This is a genomic window from Nostoc sp. NMS8, assembly GCF_017115045.1.
Classification (GTDB): Bacteria; Cyanobacteriota; Cyanobacteriia; order Cyanobacteriales; family Nostocaceae; genus Nostoc.
Genome location: NZ_JABXKK010000085.1, coordinates 20,498 through 37,592 on the forward strand (window position 1 = coordinate 20,498; position 17,095 = coordinate 37,592).

Consider the following 17,095-nt stretch of genomic DNA (forward strand, 5'->3'; position numbering starts at 1 on the left):
CCTACGCAAAATTAAAAAATGTACCCAAAATAATGTATATCTGATTGAACGCATTACCTACGACGGGCTACGCCTACGCAGCATTCAAAGCGGCTATGTACACACTTGGCAACACAACTCCATCATTGGGCTACATCTTAGCACTGGACTTAGGTACGACAGGCAACCGCGCCTTTGTGTTTAATGCAGACGGCAAGATTGTTGGGCAGGCATACAAAGAACTAACTCAGCATTATCCTCAGCCTGGATGGTTAGAACATGACCCTCAACAGATCTGGCAGGATACTTGTTGGGTAATGCAAACTGCAATTCGGAATGCCCAGATTGCTCCATCAGCGATCGCAGCTTTGGGACTAACTGTACAGCGGGAAACCTGTTTGATTTGGGACAAAACTACAGGTAAACCACTCCATAGAGCGATCGTCTGGCAAGATCGCCGCACTGCTCTCCTTTGCCACCAGTTACAAGAGCAAGGCTACGCTGAAGAAATTTATGATCGCACCGGATTAATCATCGATGCTTATTTTTCTGCTACCAAGCTCAGATGGCTCTTAGACAAGTTTACCGATGTTGACTTGAACAACGTCTTAGCTGGCACTATTGATACCTGGGTGTTGTGGAACCTCACAGGTGGGAAAGTCCATGCTACTGACCACAGCAACGCCAGCCGTACAATGCTAATGAATCTCAAAACCTGTGAATGGGATGAGGTTTTATTGGATCTGTTTCAAATTCCAGTTCATATTTTGCCTCAGATTCAGCCCAGTTTAGGAGTATTTGGAGTCACTGATAGTAACTTGTTGGGCGCTGAAATTCCCATTACTGCCATCTTGGGAGATCAGCAAGCTGCTCTATTTGGTCATGGCTGCGATCGCCCCGGTTTGATGAAATGTACTTACGGTACTGGTAGCTTTTTAGTCGCTTACACAGGCAATAAGATGGTGCGATCGCACCACCAACTTATTTCTACTATTGCCTGGACACAAAGAAAACCAAGCGGAGATTTAGATATAGGCTATGCCCTAGAAGGCAGTATGTTTACTAGTGGAGCTTGTATTCAATGGCTGCGCGATCGCCTCAAGCTGATTAAAACTGCTGCTGAAACTGAAGCGATGGCAAATCAGGTAAAAGATAATGGCGGAGTCTATTTTGTGCCTGCATTTAGTGGATTGGGTGCGCCCTACTGGGATATGAGCGCGAGGGGAGCCTTTTTTGGCATTACCGCCAGCGTACAACCAGAGCATCTAGTTCGCGCCGTGCTGGAAGCGATCGCCTATCAAGTTCTGGAGGTGGTGCAAGCGATAAATGCATCTAGCAGTCCAGTTGGGCGATTAACTGTAGATGGCGGTGCTTGCGAAAATAATTTTCTGATGCAGTTTCAGGCTGATGTGTTAGGTATTCCAGTCGAACGTCCGATTATGCGTGATACGACCGTTCAGGGTGCAGCATTTGCAGCAGGTTTAGCTGTAGGATTTTGGGAGAGCTATGAAGAACTGGTGAGACAACGACAGATTGACTATGTGTTTGAGCCAAAAAGCGATTTTCCCTTGTCCAACTTTGCTACTTGGCAAAAGGCAGTGAAACGAACTCTCGCTTGGGAAGATTAGCCTAGAGTCGTTGGCACAGCCTCTCGTATTCACATCGGCGTCCACCAGTCACACAGAATTCAATTCGGAATTCTGGCTGCTGATTTCTGAATTCTTTTTTGTTACAGTAGTTTTTATGTATTTGAACCACATCTGTTGTAAGGGCACAGCATTGCTCATTGGTGTCAACTTAACGTCAAAGCAAGCCTAGAACCAGCTTTTAAATTGCCTCGTTCCCAGTCGGAGACTGGGAATGCCCGTCGTTGAGGCTCCGCCCCCCTTACTGGCGGCAGAGCCGCTTTTGAGTTGCATTTCCAGCCAGAGGCTAGAAACGAGATTTAAAAAGGGTTTTAGCTTAAGTTGACACCAATGAGCAATACTGTGACCCTACCGCGTGGTCTATTGTTAAATAACTGATTTTGATAAATGCTGATATGAGCCATCTAACATAGACGATATCAACATTTGCTCAAAGACTTTAGAAAGAGCAGTTTGAAAACGCTGACGATGCTTGAGTTTGAAAAAAGGTCGGACTATTTCTGCGATCGCACCGTTGCCTTCTCTATTATCAATAACTCGAATTGCCCGCAGAGTTCCCAACTGGATTTCTTTTTTTACCATCAACTCAGAAATTCCAGTTGCACCGACGCCATTTTCAATTGCGGCTTTTGCCATCTCGCCACTGGTGAATACTAAAATTACATTCAGTTCACTGAGGTTGATACCCCAATTTTGCAACGCTTCCTCAAACCTTTGCTGTGTTCCCGATTCCCGCACCCGCATTACCCAAGGAGTTTGAGTTAGTTGGCTTAAATCAACTTCTCCCCACTCAAACCAAGGGTGTTTTTGACCAACCACAATTTGCAAGCGATCGCTCCCCACTATTTCGTACTCTAGAGTATTCTGAAGTGCTGGCTTCACATCTCCTTCCACCAAACCTAAATCAAACTGTCCCATTGCTGTACCGACACAAATCGTTTCGGCATTGGCAAGGGTACAGTCAATCTGAATACCAGGATATTGGCTCTTAAACTCACTAATCTTACTTGGTAGCCAGTAGTTGCCAATTGTCAGACTCGACCCTAATTTCAATTCACCCCGTTGCAGATTGTTCAATTCTCGCAATCCCCTTTCAGTCAAGGAAACTTGATCGAGAATTTTCTGCGCTTCTACTTGCAGTAATTTACCCGCCTCAGCAATCTCGATATGGCGACCAATCCGATGGAATAGTTTCACACCGTATTCTTGCTCTAAGTTGTGAATCGCTGCACTGACGGCAGGTTGTGTAATATAAAGCTCCTCGGCTGCGCGAGTAAAGTGTAAGTTCTGCGCCACAGCCAGAAAGATTTTTAGCTGCTCAAGCGTCATTCCTGCCATTTATGGTATCCCTACAACTTGGTGTCAAATTTTTAATCACTTTCATTTATCATTTTGACAAATAAAAGCATTTGATTCTATCGGTTAATTTGACTAAAGTATAAATCAAGGCTTCGGCACGGACTCAAACGGCCAACTAGAGAGCAAGGGGAAATAAGCAATGCCCAATGCCCCAAGCCCAAGCACGAAAATAAGGACTTCCAAAAATGAGCGATTTAGTAACTGCAATTACCACAGGGATTACCGCATTCACTGCCACCAACATTGATGATATTGTCATTCTGACGTTGCTTTTTTCACAAATAAGTAAAACGTTCCGTAGTCGTCATATCCTGGCTGGTCAGTATCTCGGTTTTGCAGCATTGATCGTTGCTAGCCTTCCTGGTTTCTTCGGTGGAATGATCATACCGCAGGACTGGATTAGACTACTTGGCTTAATGCCCATAATCATTGGTGTGAGCAGTTTACTAAAACGCGAAGAGGATTCACAAGAGGAAGCCGAAGAAACTGAGCCGTCTTGTCCCTCTATAATTAGCAATTTTCTCTCTCCACAAACTTGTAATGTCGCTGCGATCGCCTTTGCTAATGGCAGTGATAATATCAGCGTCTATGTGCCTCTGTTTGCCAACTCGGAATTAGATAGCCTGCTGGTGATAATAGGTGTATTTTTTACAATGGTGGGTGTATGGTGTTATACCGCTTATAAGTTAACCTACTTACCTGCGATCGCCAACTTTTTAACTGAAAATGGTAACACTTTTGTACCTTGTATCTTGATTGGCTTGGGCGTGTTTATTGTCTCCGAAAATGTTACTTGGACTCTTTTATCTGTAGTTTCTAGTTATGTATTCTCATTAATTTTAGGCTTCAATACTCAACAATCGAGTGAAGAACATGAAAAATTAAGTGTCTAATAAAGAGGTGCATCATCAATTTTCTGAGCAAAATGAATTCTAAACTGGAAAGTATCTTACCCATCAACAGGAATCAAAACATGAAAATCTGGAAATCTCTGCTAATTGTCTTAATGATTGTCGCTAATCTAGCCTTTGCTCAACCTTCTTTTGCTGATAGACCAAAATTTAGCAAAAACCCTGATTACATCGAAGTCACTAAAGCACTTAAGCAACTCTCGCAGACAAAAGATACTCAAACTCAAGTTGAAGGTCTCACACCAGAAGAAATTCAAAAGAGAACCGAGGAATTAACACTGCAAAAATATGCTTTAGAGACGGGAATCAATTGGGGTCAATGCAACAACCAAACAGGTAATACCATAGCGGTATACGGTAAAAGACCAAATGATGAAGACAATGAAGATGCCGTATACGACAATGGTCTATATTTTCTAGCTGATGGTCAATCCACAAAAAATAACTGGGATTGTGATGGCATCTATCTACCGAATGATGCCCAGGTAGCAAATTTCACTTCTAGTCCCAATGGGCAAGGTGAAGAATTGATAGGAGCAGCAGCTTTGAAGATTCTTGATGGAACTCAGTTGGTAATTAAGAAGAATCAAGATACTGCTGCGATTGAATTGAATGTCCCGACTGTAAAAGTTGTTAGCAGCAAAGAGGCTAACTGGTTTATCCCAGATATATCGCAGGATCTCATAAATACACGAGTTCCTAATGCGCCTAGCAATCAGTCTTGAAATAGAACTCTATAGTCTATTTTTGAATGATTGTTCTGAATTTAAACAGGGTAATAGCCAAAATCAGAGAAAAACAGGACAAACACTGGTGAAAAATCTCTCTGATGTTGGCTATTTTTTTGATTTTTTTGATTTTATTTATCCTCGATTTTAGGCTTGTTTTATTTTCATATCTGCATTAGAATAAATTTTGAAAAAAATGTACAATCACAACAGGCATATTTCAGTAGCGCAACTATTGCGCTGGGTACAAGTCATCTGGAAAGAGATTTCCTACTACCTCAGCATTTTTTTGATAAGAGCCGCTTTGGGGACAAGGGTGTTATTGATGCAGTTAAAATTGAAACCTACAGAAGAAGATAAAGAGAAGAAAAAGCCAGGACGACTGAATCCGTCCAGAATCCGAGATCACTTGGCAAACGAGCGTACCTACCTCGCTTGGATGCGGACAGGAATCGCTCTTTTAGGTTTTGGTGTGGTCATCGTGCGTTTGCGTGCCTTCCATGTACCTTTAGTACCCCGTCCTGGCAATGGCTGGAAGTTAGGTTTAGTCTTCTCGCTGGTGGGTTTAATCACAGTCTGGCTCTCAACGTCACACTATTTCGCTGTCCGTCGTGATATCGAAGAAGATACTTATGAACCAACAGACCGTTGGGTATTGCTTTTCAGTCTGGCTGTGATGATTCTCGGAACTGGGGTAATCTATTTTGTTTTTACAACTTCTTTAGATCCCATGAGTCCAGTCATCCCTGAGTAATAGTATTTTTAAAACCGCACTTTGTATAACTCAAATAATTCCCCTGATTTCTGCGTCACTATTTTAGCACCAGCCGCTTTAATGGTTTTTTCCCACTTAGCCAAAGGCTCTAAAAACACTTCAGCACCCAAATAGGTTTCTAGAACTGCCCAATCTTCTGCTAGAGGCTGTTCTGGATTGAGAACGTCAAACACAAAATGTCCACCTGGTTTTAATACCCGCTTGACTTCTGCTAGTACAGCATCCCAATATTCGAGTGGAAAATAGCAGCTAAATCCTGTGGCGATCGCAATGTCAAATTGCTCTGGTGAGTAGTTTAACTGATGAGCGGCTCCCAACTCAACACCTTTGAACAGCTTAGAATTCAACTGCGGCCCACGGGAATTAAGGGTATCCCGTGCCACATTACTGATTTCTTGCCCATGAAAAAATGCTTGCCAATCCCGCCAAGGATAGATTAAAAAACTGATCCCACAGCCAATATCTATACAGTGCTGGTTTTTTTGAGGTTTAGCAATTTCCCAGAAAGGTGAAGCAATTCTCCCTGAGAAACTCCCAGCAATCCACTCGCGGAATATCGGCATCGCTTGTACTTCTTCTGGGAGTTCAAAGGTTTCACGTTGATACTCGCGGTTAAAGCGATAGGCTATTTGGGCTAATCTTTCGTCCCAGTTGCTTGATTTGGGTGAACTAAAGAGATTTTGGAACTGAGAATCGGACTTTTTAGACATTTAGGTTTTTACTACTCTTTCTAAGGATTGTAGTCAAATTCATAAGAGGCAGGGCAATACCGTTCGGTTAAGGAATTTTTTGGTTGAGGCAGGCAGAGGGGAAACAGGGGTAGAAGATAAGTATGGGGAGAGAAGAATTACTGAACAATAATCCTCTTGCCTCCCTTGCTTATCCGAACCTGTCCCCTTGCTTTTTCACTGATATCAAAAACCTGCTATAGCATTTCCCGACTTAGTAAAGTACACCCGTAGGGGCACGGCACTGCCCATAGGTGTCAACTTAAGCTGGAAATAGCTTATCTGTTGGCTTCCATGCCCACCCGGAAATAAATTTTCGGGCTAATAGCTTAAGTCTACTGAAGTAGACTAGAGATTTTTGGCGATATTTAGTCATCTTCAAATGACTTTAGCTATGAGACGGGAATTGAAATTCCCGGCGGACAAGCGGTTTCGCGTTAAGTTGACACCAATGGGCACTGCCGTGCCCCTACACCTTGCGGTATAATCTTGTACCTCATCTGAATAGAAACCGCCATAACACAAGCTAACGGCAAAACTATTCAAGTTTTTCATACCAGATACCTACTTTCTCAAAAGCACCATAAGCAAGCTTCAGAAAATTCACCACTCTCTGTTTCCCAATTACCCCAAATTCTTTATACTCTCTAGCCTCTGCAAAAGTTAGGCGATTTTGGTCAATTATGTTTCTTTCTCTATATGCTAACTTCGGAAAATCGATAACTCTTATCTGATATTTATTGACTATGTTCTGAAAGTTGGAGTCTGACTCTAGATGCTCCCAATCATCACACAGCCCTAAATTTCTCACTAGAATATGGGAGATTTTTTCACCGTAGGTATTCACTGACTGAGTAAATAGGTTGATGCTGTCGTATCCTCCTGTGGATACAAACCATTTGCAAAACGTCACTCCCTGCGAACTTCCTAGTTCAATTAATTGATTAGATTCAATCCACCCTTGTACTGCTCTATGGGATTGTGCAGCTAAATTCACAATTACTGGCTTCTCTATCGCCCACTCAAATATTCTATCTGCCTTATTTGACTGTCGTTCATTTTCACTAAAAACGGCATATTTACATATCTCCTTATATACCCCTGCAACATCTGGATTTGATCTATCTGTCTCCACGGGTACGAACGGGATTTTCTTATCCAGGCAATACTGAATCATTGTCCTGGTAAAGAGAGATTTTCCTACCCCGCCTTTTTCACCATCCACAAAATGAATCGTCGGCATTACAGCCACCTCTAATAATTATTAAAGTCTGATACATCTTTCCCAAACTAAGAACTTTTTGGACATTGCCGCCCAGTTTTTTTGTTAGTTTTATGAGAAAGTATAACCGTGATTTAGATATAGTTTTCCAACAGTCTCATTTTACACAGGCAAAGTCTGTCTGCGCGGACGAGGATGCAACCCTGGAAGAGATTCGCCAAATTTTTGGAATCGTAGAGACAGAATTGGGGGTGGGGGTAAATACTAAAGTCTCAAGATTGAGAATGTGCAAACCCTCCACCTCGACCTCAAACCAGTTGATGATAATTACGTAGAGTTACGTTACTTTATTGATAATCCAAACCAGTATGAAAAGCGATCGCTCCCTGTAAAAGAAATCGCCGATTTGATTGAGTTGGCAGAGCGAGATTATTACGTTTCGTTTTTTCCAGAGGATTATACGATAACTGGAGGGCGGTTGTATAACTGGTTAGATGGGAGCGATCGCTGGCTGCAACCCTTGCTAGATAAGTATAAGCGTGAGGGAATTGTATTAGCGATAGCCGCAGCTGAAAAACTTGCTCATCTGCCTTGGGAAGTGCTGCATGATGGCGTTAGCTTTTTGGTTGAGCGAGTCCCGGCGATTGTCCCGGTGCGGTGGGTGTCAGATAGTACGGTAAAAAATTTGACCATTGACGGGGAACCTGAAAATCGGGCGCTGCAAGTTTTGTTTATGGCAACTTCGCCTTTGGATGTCAAACCTGTGTTGGATTTTGAGGGAGAAGAAGCACGGATTTTGGAGGCGACAACGCGGCAACCTTTAGCGCTGACGGTGGAAGAAAGCGGCTGTTTGTCGGAGTTGGGTTATTTAGTCGATGGTTACGACAAGGAATATTTTGATGTTTTACACCTGACGGGTCATGCTACTTTACAAGATGGGCAACCCCGCTTTATTACAGAAACGGCAACGGGTGAAGCTAACTATGCCAGTGCCGAAGATATCGCCCAAGAATTACAATTCCGACTGCCTAAACTGATCTTCCTCTCTGGTTGTCGCACTGGGCAAGCAGGCAATTCGGGATCTGTGCCGTCAATGGCTGAAGAATTGCTGAAATCGGGAGCAAAAGCGGTTTTGGGTTGGGGTCAAAAGGTTTTAGAACCTGATGCTACAGCCGCAGCAGCCGCGTTATATCAGGAATTGTCAGCCGGAAAACAAATCACTGAAGCTGTTGCTTGTACATACCATGCATTAATTAAGAACAAGGCGCAAGATTGGCATTTGTTGCGGCTTTATGTAGGAGGTAATTTACCAAGTTCTCTAGTTACACCCTTGCGGACTCGTGGACGTAAACCAGCACCGCCACTTTCTGTTTCTACCCAGTTTTTAGATTCTGCGGGTAAGGTGAAAGTCCCGACACGGGAGAGTTTTATTGGTCGTCGCCGTCAATTGCAAAATTGTTTACGGGTGCTGAGTCAACCAAGCGATGAAGTTGGAGTGTTGATTCATGGCATGGGCGGTTTGGGTAAAAGTAGTTTAGCAGCTAGGCTGTGTGATAGACTGCCGAATTTTGAGCGTGTTGTCTGGGTGGGACACATTGATGAAGCCAGTTTAGTGAGTCGTTTAGCAGAAAAGTTGGATGAGAACGAACAACGCAAAAACCTACAAAATTACGATGAAGAGTTGAGATTTCGGCTGCGGCGAGTTTTCCAGAAGTTGCATGAGGAAGCAAAGCCGTTTTTGTTGGTGCTGGATGACTTTGAAGTGAATTTAGAAACCCGCAATGAGAGTTATGTGCTGCAATCAGATGCAGCAGAGGTAATGAAAGCTGTAGTTTGGGCAATTAGAGAAAATTACACTTCTCACCGCATCATTATTACCTGTCGTTACAATTTTGAATTTACGCAGTTGCAGTATTTCTACAAGCAGCCGTTAGATGCACTGCAAGGCGCAGATTTGCGAAAAAAGTTTAACCGCCTTACTGCTTTTAGTGCTAAATCTCAGGTGGATGAGGCGTTAAAATCGCAAGCGCAGAAGTTGGCTGATGGTAATCCCCGCTTGCTGGAATGGTTGGATAAGATTCTGCAAAATTCAACTGTTGATGTGGCGGCAATTTTAAATCAGTTAGCAGCAGATCCGGTGGAGTTGCGAGAGCAAGTTTTGGCAGAGGCGCTGTTGCAACAGATGAATACAACCATGCAAGAGATGTTGTCACGGGGATTGGTATTTGAGTTGCCAGTACCAAGGGAAGCTTTAGCCGCAGTTTGTGAGAATATCTCTAATTTGGAAGATTATATTAATCGGGCGGTGGCATTAGGACTGTTGGAAGTAAGTCATGATGAGGCGTTACGAGTGCCGCGTATTCTGCCTGTGCAGTTACCGTCAAATGGGGAAACTCTGTATAAGCAAGCGGCTGAGGTGTTGTATTGCCTTTGGTGGGAGGTGGCGAAAACATCAATTGAGGAACAATGGTTAGAAATTCATCGGTTGGCGTTGTTGGGCAAGGAAGAAAAAAAAGCAGCCGATATAGCAAGCAGTGTAGTACATCGCTGGTGGGATCAAAGTCGTTTCAGAGAAGCGGTACAACTGTGTAAATTAACCTTAGAAATTACTGAGGATTATCGCATTCTCAAGGTGATAGCTTATTGTGAGAGTCAAGTTGGTGAGGTTGATAAGGCACTGAGGCATTATCAACAAGCGTTAAACCTCTGTCCCTTTGAAGACAAAGAACAACAATCAGCAATTCAGCATTGTTTGGGAAGACTCAAAGCCAATAGAGGAGAAATAGAGGAAGCGATCGCCCTTTATAAACAATCCCTTGCCATCGCAGAACAAATCGGCGATGTCCAAGGCAAGGCGGCGACGTTGCACCAACTGGGAATGCTCAAAGCCAATAGAGGAGAAATAGAGGAAGCGATCGCCCTTTATCAACAATCCCTTGCCATCACAGAACAAATCGGCGATGTCCAAGGCAAGGCGGCGACGTTGCACCAACTGGGAATGCTCAAAGCCAATAGAGGAGAAATAGAAGAAGCGATCGCCCTTTATCAACAATCCCTCGCTCTCAAAGAACAAATCGGCGATGTCCAAGGCAAGGCGGCGACGTTGCACCAACTGGGAATACTCAAAGCCAATAGCGGAGAAATAGAAGAAGCAGAAGCCCTTTATCAACAATCCCTTGTCATCAAAGAACAAATCGGCAATGTCCAAGGCAAGGCGGCGACGTTGCACCAACTGGGAATACTCAAAGCCAATAGCGGAGAAATAGAAGAAGCAGAAGCCCTTTATCAACAATCCCTTGTCATCAAAGAACAAATCGGCAATGTCCAAGGCAAGGCGGCGACGTTGCACCAACTGGGAATACTCAAAGCCAATAGCGGAGAAATAGAAGAAGCAGAAGCCCTTTATCAACAATCCCTTGCCATCAATGAACAAATCGGCAATGTCCAAGGCAAGGCAATGACGTTGTGGTGGTTAGGACACATAGCAGAGCAACAGGGCAATTATAATCAAGCACTAGATTATTTGCAGCCAGCCTTGAAAATATTGCAGCGTATTCAATCGCCTGATGCTGAGAGATTAGGGCAAGTTGTAGCGAGAGTGCAAGATTTAATTCGTAATTCGTAATTAAGAAATTTAGAATTTAATTCATTTTTTTAGGTTGGCATTTGTCAGCTATTTTGAAGAATTGGTATAAGAGGATGTTTGAAAACTTCTCTTATCGGTAACAAAACATTCTAGATCCCCCTAAATCCCCCTTTTTAAGGGGGACTTTGATTCCGGTTCCCCCCTTTTTAAGGGGGGTTAGGGGGGATCTAAACGTGCCTAAAATCACAGTGAAAAACTTTTCAAACAACCTCTAAGCGATCCATCTATTTTGAGTTAAGCTGACTCATCCACAAGCCTTTGATATTCGTGCGAGAGTCTTTGATATTCGTGCGAGAGTCTTTGATATTCGTGAGCGAGTCTTTGATATTCGTGGACGAGTCTTTAATACTCGCGCGAGAGTCTTTGATATTCGTGCGAGAGTCTTTGATATTCGTGAGCGAGTCTTTGATATTCGTGGACGAGTCTTTAATACTCGCGCGAGAGTCTTTGATATTCGTGCGAGAGTCTTTGATATTCGTGAGCGAGTCTTTGATACTCGTGGACGAGTCTTTAATACTCGCGCGAGAGTCTTTGATACTCATTCACCAGTTTTTTAGACTTGTGGCTTGGTTGTTGGAGAGTGCGATCGCAATACTGTTCGGTTAAGGCAAGAGACGCGATGAATCGCCGTCTCTACAATAATCAGTCTTTTGTCTTGACGCCGATTTATCGCGTCTTTGAAATTTATAATTTTCATCAAAAAACCTTAACCGAAAGGTATTGAGTGCGATCGCTGAAATTAAACTGGATTTTTTCAGACAGAGATTATGATGGACTATCCCAAGAGAACAGCGAGTTATGAAACTCTGTCCTAATATTGGCTGTTTATATAGCCACAACCCCCAGACAACTAAAGTTTGTCTCAAATGTGGCGAACAACTTCTGCTCAATCACCGTTATCATTTATGGCGACAAGTTGGGCATGGTGGGTTTGGCATAACATTCTTAGCTGTGGATGAGCAATTTCCCTCCCAACCTAAATGCATCATCAAACAATTTAATTTTCCTGCTTCATCTGGCCGCAACTCCGATCAAGCAATGAAATTATTTCGTCAGGAAGCAACGCGTCTTGATGAATTGCAACATCCACAAATCCCAAAACTGCTAGGGTATTTTGAACAAGAAAATCGTCTGTATCTAGTAGAAGAATGGATTCCAGGACAGACGCTCAAAGAAGAATTGCAAGAAAATGGAGTCTTTAACGAACAAAAAATCCAGCAAATACTCAAAGAATTATTGCTAGTGTTGCAATTTATTCATGACTTGCAAATTATTCACCGGGATATCAAACCAGCAAATATTATTCGTAGTTCTGCCCAAGGTCAATTAATCTTAATTGATTTTGGTGTTGCCAAACATATCACCGCTACAGCTTTACTACAAACAGGAACTACTGTAGGTAGTCCAGAATATATCGCTCCTGAACAAACTAGGGGAAAAGCAATACCAGCCAGTGACCTTTATAGTTTAGGTGTCACCTGCATTCATTTATTAACTGATATTTCCCCTTTTGATTTGTTTGATGTGACTTGCGATCGCTGGGTCTGGCGTGATTATCTATTACCAGGGAATACTATCAGTCCAAAACTTGGCACAATTCTGGACAAGCTGCTGCAAAATGCCACCTCGCAACGTTACAAATCAGCGACGGAAGTTTTGCAAGCATTAAATTTCTGTCACCACATCGTTCCACAACAGTCAGTTAATAAGCTGCATTCTGAAGTAGGAGTTGACTATCATCGACTACGCGATTTACTCGCCACCAAACAATGGCACTTAGCAGATGAAGAAACTTGGGTATTGATGTGTCAAGCTATCCTGAAACCAACTGGTAGCTATCTATTCATGAGTGATATTGCCAAGCTACCCTGTGAAGATTTACAGATAATTGACCAGTTGTGGATTAAATACAGTCAAGGGCATTTTGGTTTTAGTGTGCAGAAACAAATCTACGAAAGTCTTGACTGTGATTATGTCAGATTTTGTAGTGCCGTTGGTTGGCATTTATATAATGCCAATTCTCCTCCCCAATGGCAATTCTTTTTTCAAAGTTCATCTCCTCTAGGACATTTACCTTCGCGTATTTGGGCTGGTGGGACTCAATGGTGGCGACACATAGACGCGGTGGCGCAAAGATTAACAAATTGCTAATTTTCATGATGTTGTCTAAAAATGAGTAAAAGGCTCATTTAGATGAGCCTTTTAACAGAGAAAGGAGATATTAGCCCAAATCGAAAAGCAATATTTCGCCGCCGATGTTGGTGCTAATTTCTAGCTGTTCTTCGCCGTTGATTTGTACACCATCGCCGGCTCTGAGTTCCTCGCCATTTAAGTTGACTATGCCTCGCGCTATTTGTAACCAGGCGTAGCGATCGCTTTTTACTTGATAATTAACAACATCACCTGACTCTAAAACAGATGTGTATAAATCAACATCTTGGTGAATTGTCACAGCACCATCACGCCCGTCTTTAGCAGCGATTAAGCGGAGTTTGCCTTGCTTTTCTTCCAGAGGAAAAGCTTTTTGTTCATATCTTGGCGTTATTCCTTCTCGATCGGGGAGAATCCAGATTTGTAGTAAGTGCAGTGGTTCAGTTGGTGAAGGATTAAATTCACTGTGGCTGATCCCAGTTCCAGCGCTCATAATTTGGGCATCACCAGGGCGAATCACCGATCCAGTACCCAAGCTGTCTTTATGCTCTACAGCACCTTCTAAGATATAAGTGAGGATTTCCATGTCACGATGACTGTGGGTAGGGAATCCAGCACCAGGGGCGATGCGATCGTCGTTAATCACCCGCAGAGAGCGAAATCCCATGCGGTTGGGATCGTAAAAACTACCAAAGGAAAATGTGTGATAACTATCAAGCCAGCCCATTTGAGCATGACCGCGAGCATTGCGATCGTGAATTAAGTGGGTAATTGTATTTTGAGACATAAATTTACCTCTTTGTTAATGAGTATTTAGTTAGGAAGCACTCAATTTTGGATTTTAGATATCGGAGCGTCTTTTGGATTGCAGGAAAAATCTAAAATTGGCAAAGTTTGAAATCAAAATGGAATTAGCATACCTTTTCACTAACCTAATAACTTCTTCAAGTTTAAGTATTAATTTTGATGGATAACTTGTTGAAGATATTGGGAATTCCTTGACTTCGTTTTGACCTATTTCAATAGTAAAGTATATACATATAAATGAAAAGTACGCACTTAAAAGTGACGTACTTACCAAAAAGATACTATTAGATTTAAGAAAGACTACTTTTCTCAGAAGTGCTTATTTTACACCAGCAGGGATCTTTTGAGTTTTAGTAGCACTTGCTTTGCCATTGCCATTCTCTGCCTTAATTTCTGCTATTTGCAAATGAGCTTCTAAGAACCAGAGTCGTTTGTCAATGGTGCGAGAAATTTCGGTGTAAAGATCGGCGGTATCGAGGTCGTCTAATTCATCAGTTTTAGCGATCGCGTCTCTAAGATGTTTAGCATATATGGCATAACGATCTGCTAAGGCTGTTACATGGTCTTTACCATCCAAAATATCTAAGGCATATTCTGGCAAAATTGAATTACTAGCTGCGGCGCGAACTGTTCCAAAAGCGTATCCGCCTAAAGCTGTGACGCGTTCAGCTACTAGATCGATGAACTCTTCCAATTCTCCAGCCAGTTCATCAAATAATAGGTGTAGCTGGTAGAAGTCAGTTCCTTTAACATTCCAGTGGGCTTGCTTGGCTTGGGTTTTCAGATCCGAAGTGGCTGCTAAGGTTTGGTTGAGAAGTACCACTATTTGCACTCGCGCTTCGGCAGGAATGTCAATGCGAGTAGGGTACAGACGTGATGTAATGTTGTTGTCGCTCATGAGTCTACGTTGTTAATGCCTTTTAAATCTAACTTTACAGATATTAGTTGGCTGTGCGAAACTCTCTGACGATGGATTATATTAACGGCTGAATGTGTTACTGTTTATGGTTTATACAATTTGGAATTTTAGATTTAAAATTGAGATTTTTTCTCAGAAAGGCTTAGATGAGAAATAATATTAAATGCGATGGTTTTCTATAGTATTAAATGTACCACCGAAAAGGCGATCGCGAATTGTATCATTCTGCAAAAAGTCATGGGGAAAACCCAATTCAATTTTACTCACTTCATCTAAACGTTGCAGATGCTCTGGGGAGAGGCGGACTTCTAAGGAAGCTAAGTTATCTTGAAACTGCGTTAATTTACGTGCCCCAATAATCGGAATAATCACACCACTTTGAGCGTTTAACCAAGCTAATGCAACCTGCGAGGGTGTATGGCCAATTTCTCCTGCAACTTCACTGACAACTTTAGCGATCGCTAAATTCTTCTCAGAAATTCCTCCGCCAAAAGTCTCGAGTCGTCCTTGTTCACCACCTGCTTGAGGAGGCTGATTATACTTACCTGTCAGCACACCACCACCTAAAGGCGACCACGGTGTTACTGCTAAATCAAAGGCTTTCGCCAGTGGTAATAAGTCTCGTTCTGGTGTCCGCTGAATTAAACTATACTCAATTTGCAGAGCGATAAACTGCGTCCATCCTTGGTAATGGGCGATGGTATTTGCTTGAGAAACGATCCAAGCAGGTGTATCAGAAATGCCGATGTAAAGTACTTTACCTTGACGCACTACATCATCAAGCGATCGCAAGACTTCTTCAATCGGCGTTGTGAAATCCCAAGCGTGCAACCAGAATAAATCAATGTAATCCGTATTCAGCCGTTTCAGGCTACCTTCTAAAGATTGAATTAAATTCTTGCGATGGTTTCCACTGGCGTTAGGGTCGCCTTTTTGGTCATTCATCCGCAAGGGAAAGGAATATTTTGTCGCAACTACAAAGCGTTCCCGTTCTTTAGCAATCAACTCACCGACAATTTTTTCACTGCTACCATCGGTATAGCCGTTGGCGGTGTCAATGAAATTTCCCCCTGCTTCTACATAGCTATCAAAGATTTTACGACTTTCGTCAACAGATGCACCCCAGCCCCAATCTTCACCAAAGGTCATGGTTCCTAAGGAGAGTTCTGAGACTCTTAACCCGCTTTTGCCGAGGAGTTTGTATTTCATGAATATTTTCTCATTAATGAAAAAACTAAGCAAATAACATTCCAAAGGCATGATACAGCAGAATTTAGAATTCAGGAGTCAGCAGTCGGGAGGAATTAAAACTTAAAAGTTGAGCTTCAGAGGGTGAAACTTCAAATTTTAACTCTTCGTACCAAATGCCTTCGCTACAATAAAGTCAAAACAAAACATAATGACTTACACCTCGCCCAAACTACTTACCTTCGAGGATTTTATCGCCCAATATGGCGATAATACACGCTACGAATTAATCGACGGGCAATTAAGAGACATGGAACCTACAGGGCCACACGAAGCTGTTGCAGGTAGTATTGCTGGTAGAATCTATGTCGAAATTTTTAATTCTAATTTCAACTGGCTAGTTCCCAAAACTTGTCTGATTAAACCACCTGCGGCTGAAGCCACAGCACTGCGTCCTGATGTAATTGTTTTAGATAAAGCAGAACTTAGTAAAGAACCTCTCTGGCAAAAAGAACCGATTATTTGTAACGGCAATACAATCAAACTTGTTGCTGAAGTTGTGAGTACTAATTGGCAAGATGATTATGCAAGGAAAATAGAAGAATACGCTTTTCTTAATATCCCAGAATATTGGATTGTGGACTTTCGTGGTTTGGGTGGTTTGCAGTTTATTGGCAATCCTAAACAACCTACCTTCACCGTTTGTCAGTTAGTTAACGGTGTGTACCAGCAGGAAAAATATCGGTTAGGAGATAGTATTTCGTCTGAGACATTGCCAAATTTACAACTTAAGCTAGACGACATTATGCATATTTGAACTGGGTATTGGGGGCTGGGGATGATTCGGTGAGGTAAGAGGATGTTTGAAAAGTTTTTTTGTATACATCTAACCCTTGGAGATCCCCCTAAATCCCCCTTAAAAAGGGGGACTTTAAGACTCTTATTCCCCCCTTTTTTAAGGGGGGTTAGGGGGGATCAAAAAATATTTGATACTTCTCAGACATCCTCTAAGAGCAATCGCTACAGTTTTCTAAGC

Annotated in this window: 15 protein-coding genes; 7 read left to right on the top strand and 8 right to left on the bottom strand. The window is 42.5% G+C overall.

Annotated elements, in window-relative coordinates; translation table 11 throughout:
- Positions 1–95 precede the first annotated feature (95 nt).
- Complete coding sequence (gene glpK / locus HWQ39_RS15880) at positions 96–1,607, top strand: glycerol kinase GlpK (RefSeq protein ID WP_292847117.1); 1,512 nt, start codon at positions 96–98, stop codon at positions 1,605–1,607.
- A 384-nt stretch (positions 1,608–1,991) separates the two neighbouring features.
- Here the strand turns inward: glpK and HWQ39_RS15885 are convergent, their stop codons facing one another.
- The gene (locus HWQ39_RS15885) at positions 1,992–2,963 is read right to left on the bottom strand and encodes a LysR substrate-binding domain-containing protein (RefSeq protein WP_292846685.1); all 972 of its coding nucleotides are present in this window, start codon (positions 2,961–2,963) and stop codon (positions 1,992–1,994) included.
- 206 nt (positions 2,964–3,169) lie between these two features.
- Here HWQ39_RS15885 and HWQ39_RS15890 point away from each other — a divergent pair, with 206 nt between their 5' ends.
- The 3 genes from HWQ39_RS15890 to HWQ39_RS15900 all read left to right on the top strand — a co-directional run bounded on the left by HWQ39_RS15890 (position 3,170) and on the right by HWQ39_RS15900 (position 5,377).
- Entirely contained in the window at positions 3,170–3,877 is a 708-nt protein-coding gene (locus HWQ39_RS15890) for a cadmium resistance transporter (protein WP_292846687.1), read from the top strand.
- Positions 3,878–3,957: 80 nt separating this feature from the next.
- A complete protein-coding gene (locus tag HWQ39_RS15895) occupies positions 3,958–4,620 on the top strand; it encodes a hypothetical protein (RefSeq protein WP_292846690.1) in 663 nt (220 codons plus the stop codon).
- A 328-nt stretch (positions 4,621–4,948) separates the two neighbouring features.
- Complete coding sequence (locus tag HWQ39_RS15900) at positions 4,949–5,377, top strand: DUF202 domain-containing protein (RefSeq protein WP_292847120.1); 429 nt, start codon at positions 4,949–4,951, stop codon at positions 5,375–5,377.
- Between the two features lie 8 nt (positions 5,378–5,385).
- Here HWQ39_RS15900 and HWQ39_RS15905 read toward each other — a convergent pair whose 3' ends face one another.
- Complete coding sequence (locus HWQ39_RS15905) at positions 5,386–6,108, bottom strand: class I SAM-dependent methyltransferase (protein WP_292846693.1); 723 nt, start codon at positions 6,106–6,108, stop codon at positions 5,386–5,388.
- 556 nt (positions 6,109–6,664) lie between these two features.
- Complete coding sequence (locus HWQ39_RS15910) at positions 6,665–7,369, bottom strand: mobilization protein (protein ID WP_292846696.1); 705 nt, start codon at positions 7,367–7,369, stop codon at positions 6,665–6,667.
- A 265-nt stretch (positions 7,370–7,634) separates the two neighbouring features.
- Between HWQ39_RS15910 and HWQ39_RS15915 the strand changes: the two genes are divergently transcribed.
- Positions 7,635–10,973 (top strand): tetratricopeptide repeat protein, encoded by a 3,339-nt coding sequence (locus tag HWQ39_RS15915; protein WP_292846699.1) that lies wholly within the window; start codon positions 7,635–7,637, stop codon positions 10,971–10,973.
- 245 nt (positions 10,974–11,218) lie between these two features.
- Here the strand turns inward: HWQ39_RS15915 and HWQ39_RS15920 are convergent, their stop codons facing one another.
- The gene (locus HWQ39_RS15920; RefSeq protein ID WP_292846702.1) at positions 11,219–11,536 is read right to left on the bottom strand and encodes a hypothetical protein; all 318 of its coding nucleotides are present in this window, start codon (positions 11,534–11,536) and stop codon (positions 11,219–11,221) included.
- 11 nt (positions 11,537–11,547) lie between these two features.
- Positions 11,548–11,691, bottom strand: a complete 144-nt coding sequence (locus HWQ39_RS15925) for a hypothetical protein (protein WP_292846705.1) — start codon at positions 11,689–11,691, stop codon at positions 11,548–11,550.
- A gap of 101 nt (positions 11,692–11,792) precedes the next feature.
- On the opposite strand from HWQ39_RS15925, the gene HWQ39_RS15930 reads away from it, so the two are divergent.
- Positions 11,793–13,145: a serine/threonine-protein kinase gene (locus tag HWQ39_RS15930; RefSeq protein ID WP_292846707.1), complete on the top strand. Its 1,353-nt coding sequence runs from the start codon at positions 11,793–11,795 to the stop codon at positions 13,143–13,145.
- A gap of 70 nt (positions 13,146–13,215) precedes the next feature.
- On the opposite strand, the gene HWQ39_RS15935 is transcribed toward HWQ39_RS15930, so the two are convergent.
- From HWQ39_RS15935 to HWQ39_RS15945, 3 genes are all read right to left on the bottom strand, one after another.
- A complete protein-coding gene (locus HWQ39_RS15935) occupies positions 13,216–13,932 on the bottom strand; it encodes a pirin family protein (RefSeq protein ID WP_292846710.1) in 717 nt (238 codons plus the stop codon).
- Positions 13,933–14,271: 339 nt separating this feature from the next.
- Entirely contained in the window at positions 14,272–14,850 is a 579-nt protein-coding gene (dps, locus tag HWQ39_RS15940) for a DNA starvation/stationary phase protection protein Dps (protein ID WP_292846713.1), read from the bottom strand.
- Positions 14,851–15,030: 180 nt separating this feature from the next.
- Entirely contained in the window at positions 15,031–16,080 is a 1,050-nt protein-coding gene (locus HWQ39_RS15945; protein WP_292846716.1) for an aldo/keto reductase, read from the bottom strand.
- A gap of 190 nt (positions 16,081–16,270) precedes the next feature.
- On the opposite strand from HWQ39_RS15945, the gene HWQ39_RS15950 reads away from it, so the two are divergent.
- On the top strand, positions 16,271–16,876 hold the full coding sequence (locus HWQ39_RS15950; protein ID WP_292846719.1) for a Uma2 family endonuclease: 606 nt from the start codon (positions 16,271–16,273) through the stop codon (positions 16,874–16,876).
- Positions 16,877–17,095: the final 219 nt, after the last annotated feature.

Excerpts from the sequence above, each read along its gene's own strand:
- glpK (WP_292847117.1), top strand. The coding sequence starts at position 96 with ATGTACACACTTGGCAACACAACTCCATCATTGGGCTACATCTTAGCA.
- HWQ39_RS15885 (WP_292846685.1), bottom strand. The coding sequence starts at position 2,963 with ATGGCAGGAATGACGCTTGAGCAGCTAAAAATCTTTCTGGCTGTGGCG.
- HWQ39_RS15890 (WP_292846687.1), top strand. The coding sequence starts at position 3,170 with ATGAGCGATTTAGTAACTGCAATTACCACAGGGATTACCGCATTCACT.
- HWQ39_RS15895 (WP_292846690.1), top strand. The coding sequence starts at position 3,958 with ATGAAAATCTGGAAATCTCTGCTAATTGTCTTAATGATTGTCGCTAAT.
- HWQ39_RS15900 (WP_292847120.1), top strand. The coding sequence starts at position 4,949 with ATGCAGTTAAAATTGAAACCTACAGAAGAAGATAAAGAGAAGAAAAAG.
- HWQ39_RS15905 (WP_292846693.1), bottom strand. The coding sequence starts at position 6,108 with ATGTCTAAAAAGTCCGATTCTCAGTTCCAAAATCTCTTTAGTTCACCC.
- HWQ39_RS15910 (WP_292846696.1), bottom strand. The coding sequence starts at position 7,369 with ATGCCGACGATTCATTTTGTGGATGGTGAAAAAGGCGGGGTAGGAAAA.
- HWQ39_RS15920 (WP_292846702.1), bottom strand. The coding sequence starts at position 11,536 with ATGAGTATCAAAGACTCTCGCGCGAGTATTAAAGACTCGTCCACGAGT.
- HWQ39_RS15925 (WP_292846705.1), bottom strand. The coding sequence starts at position 11,691 with ATGAAAATTATAAATTTCAAAGACGCGATAAATCGGCGTCAAGACAAA.
- HWQ39_RS15930 (WP_292846707.1), top strand. The coding sequence starts at position 11,793 with ATGAAACTCTGTCCTAATATTGGCTGTTTATATAGCCACAACCCCCAG.
- HWQ39_RS15935 (WP_292846710.1), bottom strand. The coding sequence starts at position 13,932 with ATGTCTCAAAATACAATTACCCACTTAATTCACGATCGCAATGCTCGC.
- dps (WP_292846713.1), bottom strand. The coding sequence starts at position 14,850 with ATGAGCGACAACAACATTACATCACGTCTGTACCCTACTCGCATTGAC.
- HWQ39_RS15945 (WP_292846716.1), bottom strand. The coding sequence starts at position 16,080 with ATGAAATACAAACTCCTCGGCAAAAGCGGGTTAAGAGTCTCAGAACTC.
- HWQ39_RS15950 (WP_292846719.1), top strand. The coding sequence starts at position 16,271 with ATGACTTACACCTCGCCCAAACTACTTACCTTCGAGGATTTTATCGCC.